This window comes from Burkholderia sp. Ac-20353 (genome assembly GCF_017104785.1).
GTDB lineage: Bacteria > Pseudomonadota > Gammaproteobacteria > Burkholderiales > Burkholderiaceae > Burkholderia.
In genome coordinates, this window is sequence record NZ_JAAGPL010000364.1 from 1 (window position 1) to 4,299 (window position 4,299).

The window sequence follows — 4,299 nt, forward strand, 5'->3', positions numbered from 1 at the left end:
AGGCGGCGCACCTGCAGATAGCGCGCATGTGCGGCGTTCGCAGGGTCGCCGTGCGCTTCCAGCGTGGCGCGCGCCATCTCGAGTGCCTTCGTCGGCCAGTTGAGATCGCGCGACGCGAGCGCGATCTCGGCTTCGGCGACCACGCAACGCGCCCGGGCGACGACTTCGCGAGGGCCGAATGCGCGCGCCGCGCTGCGCACGAGTGCCTTCGCGCGCTCGAAGTCGCCGAGTTGCGCCATCGCGATGCCGCGCAGCGCGAGCGCGGGCGCATCGTCGCGCAGCGCGACCCGGTTCAGCGCGCCGAGCGGGTCACCCGCGGCGAGCGCGCGCGCCGCAGCCGTGATCAGCGAATCCATCCGAATCCCGACACACTTGTCACTCCCCCCGTTTGGCGCCCGGCACTAATCTAGCACCACGACTCCCGCCCGGCACGTCGTGCCGGTGACGGAACGTACCACGCAGGACACCGAAAGGAGGAACGAGCAATGACCACACATCTCACCGGCACACGCGACGAATGGCTGGCGGCGCGCGTCGCGCTGCTCGACGCGGAGAAGGCGCTGACGCATCAGAGCGACGCGCTTGCGCGGCAGCGTCAGGCGCTGCCGTGGGTGCGAATCGACAAGACGTACCGGTTCGACACCGACGCCGGCGCAGCGACGCTAGCGGACCTGTTCGGCGGCCGTTCGCAGCTGATCGTCTACCATTTCATGTTCGGGCCCGACTACAAGGCCGGCTGCCCGTCGTGCTCGTCGATCGCGGACGGCTTCAACGGCTTCGCCGTCCATCTGGCGAATCACGACGTGATGCTGATGGCCGTGTCGCGGGCGCCGCTCGCGAAGCTGCAGGCGTACAAGCAGCGGATGGGCTGGACGTTCCCGTGGGCGTCCTCGGTCGACAGCGATTTCAATTTCGATTTCAACGTATCGTTCACCGAGGCGCAGCAGCGCACCGGCGACGTCGAATACAACTACCAGCGCGCCGGTCATGCGATGGACCAGACGCCGCCGCCGGAACCCGTTGCCCGGTTCGCGGCCACCTGTGGCACCGACGCGGCCACGTTTTCGCGCGATCGGCCCGGGATGAGCGCGTTCGTGCTCGAGGACGGCGTGGTCTATCACACCTATTCGACCTACGCGCGCGGGCTGGACGGCCTGTGGGGCATGTACCAGTGGCTCGATCGCGCGCCGAAGGGGCGCAACGAGCAGGGCGTCTGGTGGCGCCGTCATGACGAATACGACCGGCGTTGAGTCGCGAATCGGGGCTGACTTCGTGGGCGGCTTCGGGGGCGACGCGTGCGTGCCGCGGGAGGTGGCAGACAGGCCGCCGCGCAGCGCAGTCGGCCGCGCTTCACGGCACGCGTTCGCCGGCGTGCTGGTCGTGCTGTTCGCCGCCGGCGTGGCGGGGACGATCGTGCTGCGCGCGTCGATGGCGTCGATGGGCGGCGTGCCGATGGCGGGCGGCTGGACGCTGTCGACTGCATGGGGCCCGCTCTGCGGGCAATCGTGGCCCGGCGCCGTTGTGGCGTTTCTCGGCATGTGGGGCGCGATGACGGTGGCGATGATGCTGCCGTCGCTCGCGCCGACGCTGTGGCGTTACCGGCAGGCGGTCGGCGTGGCGGGCGTGACCGGCAACGCACGCCGCGGACGACTGACCGCGCTCGTCGGTGCCGGGTATTTATCGATATGGGGCGCATTCGGCCTGGCCGTCTTTCCGGCCGGTGCGTTGCTGGTCGGCCTCGCGGTGCGCATGCCCGGCTTGGTGCGGGCGTTTCCCGTGCTGGCCGGGGTCGTGGTCCTCGTTGCTGGCGCGCTCCAGTTCACCGGATGGAAGGCGCGTCGGCTGGCCTGCTGCCGGGGGGAGGCGGCGCATGCCCCGTCGCTGCCGACTCGCGCTGGTGCCGCATGGCGGCACGGTCTGCGCGTCGGTCTGCATTGCGGCGCGTGCTGCACGAATCTGATGGCGATCGCGCTCGCGACCGGCATCATGGATCTGTGCGTGATGGCCGCGGTGGCGGCTGCGATTGCCGCCGAGCGCGTCGCGCCGGACGGCCGGCGCGCGGCACGCATTGTCGGGTGCCTTGCCGTCGTCACGGGCTTGTGGATGATTGCGCGCGCGGCCGGCCTCGCGTAACCGCGCGTGCGTATGCCGGCCAATGCCGGCCAATGCCGGTCAATGCTGCGAGCGCCCGCTCCGGAGCGCCCGCGGCCGCATGTGCGGAACCGCGCCACGCGGTGGTGGCCAGCGCGAACGGACATGCCGCAGGCCAAAACGAAACCGGATCGAAAACGACCCGAAAGGCGATCCGAACGATTCGGGGCCGCGACGGCCCGGAAACGGCTAAGCCTTTGTTCGTGTTGTGAAATTCAACAGTACTTCGCGTATAATTCGATTTTGCGCCCATAGGATTTGCCATGCGTCTGATCCAAAAAGCACTCACTTTCGATGACGTGCTCCTCGTCCCGGCCTTCTCCGACGTTCTGCCGCGCGACACCAGCCTCAAAACCCAGCTGACCCGCAACATCTCCCTGAACATGCCGCTAGTGTCCGCCGCCATGGACACGGTCACCGAAGGCCGACTCGCGATCGCGATGGCGCAGCAAGGTGGCGTCGGCATCGTCCACAAGAACCTCACGCCTGCCGAACAGGCCCGCGAAGTTGCGAAGGTCAAGCGCTTCGAGTCCGGTGTCGTCCGCGACCCGATCACGGTGCCGCCGCAGATGAAGGTGCGCGACGTGATCGCGCTGTCGCGCCAGCATGGCATTTCGGGCTTCCCGGTTGTCGAGGGCCCGCAGCTCGTCGGCATCGTCACGAACCGCGACCTGCGTTTCGAATCGCGCCTCGACGAGCCGGTCAAGTCGATCATGACGCCGCGCGAGCGTCTCGTGACGGTCAAGGAAGGCACGCCGCTCGCCGAAGCGAAGGCGCTGATGCACAGCCACCGCCTCGAGCGCGTGCTCGTGGTCAACGACGCGTTCGAGCTGCGCGGCCTGATGACGGTCAAGGACATCACGAAGCAGACCGAGCACCCGGACGCTTGCAAGGACGAGCACGGCAAGCTGCGCGCAGGCGCGGCGGTCGGCGTCGGTCCGGACAACGAAGAGCGCGTCGAGCTGCTCGTGCAGGCGGGCGTCGACGTGATCGTCGTCGATACCGCGCACGGTCACAGCAAGGGCGTGCTGGAGCGCGTGCGTTGGGTCAAGCAGACGTACCCGCACGTCGAGGTGATCGGCGGCAACATCGCGACGGCCGCGGCCGCGAAGGCGCTCGTCGAATACGGCGCGGACGCGGTGAAGGTCGGCATCGGCCCCGGCTCGATCTGCACGACGCGGATCGTCGCGGGCGTCGGCGTGCCGCAGATCAGCGCGATCGCGAACGTGTCCGACGCGCTGCGCGGGACGGGCGTGCCGTGCATCGCCGACGGCGGCATCCGCTTCTCGGGCGACGTGTCGAAGGCGCTCGCCGCCGGCGCGAACGCAGTGATGATGGGCAGCATGTTCGCGGGCACCGAAGAGGCGCCGGGCGACGTGTTCCTGTACCAGGGCCGCCAGTACAAGTCGTACCGCGGCATGGGCTCCGTCGGCGCGATGAAGGACGGCGCGGCGGACCGCTACTTCCAGGACAACTCCGCGAACATCGACAAGCTCGTGCCGGAAGGCATCGAAGGCCGTGTCGCGTACAAGGGTTCGGTCAACGCGATCATCTTCCAGTTGATCGGCGGCGTGCGCGCGAGCATGGGCTACTGCGGTTGCAAGACGATCGCCGAGCTGCACGACAAGGCCGAGTTCGTCCAGATCACCGCGGCGGGCATGCGCGAGTCGCACGTGCACGACGTGCAGATCACGAAGGAAGCGCCGAACTACCACGTGGACTGATCGCCGATGAAACCGCTGCTGCGAGCCGTGCTGGTTGTCGATGCCGTGCTGCTGCTGGCGTTCGGCGTGCTGTTCGTGCTGACGCCGTGGCACGCGCTGTTCAACGCGTTGCAGCTCGCAAACGTCGAGCCGGCGATGCTTGGCCAGGCGTTCGGCGTCGCGCTGCTCGGCCTCGGGTGGCTCGCGCTGCATGCAGCGGTCAACGGTGACCTGACGGCTCCGGTCGCCCGCGTGGTCGGCCATGTGAACTGGCTGATCGGCGTGCTGACGATCGTCTGGGCGATCGGCTCGCGCGGTCCGGCGCTCGCGGCAGCTGGCCAGCTGGTGTCGGCAGTGGCCGGCGTGGTGCTGGTCGTGCTGGGCCTCGGCGGCGTGCGTCTGGCCGCGGTCGTGCGGCGGCGCGCTAAGGCGCAGGCTGCACCTG

At 68.9% G+C, this 4,299-nt stretch carries 4 protein-coding genes and 1 pseudogene; 4 read left to right on the forward strand and 1 reads right to left on the reverse strand.

Going from position 1 to position 4,299, the window contains the following annotated elements:
• A pseudogene (locus G3N94_RS40065) lies at positions 1-356 on the reverse strand (helix-turn-helix domain-containing protein); the annotation flags it as partial.
• Positions 357-485: 129 nt separating this feature from the next.
• On the opposite strand from G3N94_RS40065, the gene G3N94_RS40070 reads away from it, so the two are divergent.
• From G3N94_RS40070 to G3N94_RS40085, 4 genes are all read left to right on the forward strand, one after another.
• A complete protein-coding gene (locus G3N94_RS40070; RefSeq protein ID WP_205799715.1) occupies positions 486-1,250 on the forward strand; it encodes a DUF899 domain-containing protein in 765 nt (254 codons plus the stop codon).
• Positions 1,228-2,133, forward strand: coding sequence for a DUF2182 domain-containing protein (locus G3N94_RS40075; RefSeq protein ID WP_205799716.1), 906 nt, complete (start codon positions 1,228-1,230; stop codon positions 2,131-2,133). The genes G3N94_RS40070 and G3N94_RS40075 overlap by 23 nt, the downstream gene beginning before the upstream one ends.
• A gap of 281 nt (positions 2,134-2,414) precedes the next feature.
• Entirely contained in the window at positions 2,415-3,875 is a 1,461-nt protein-coding gene (guaB, locus tag G3N94_RS40080) for an IMP dehydrogenase (protein WP_205799717.1), read from the forward strand.
• Between the two features lie 6 nt (positions 3,876-3,881).
• A partial coding sequence (locus G3N94_RS40085; protein WP_205799718.1) for a hypothetical protein occupies positions 3,882-4,299 on the forward strand: 418 nt, incomplete at its 3' end.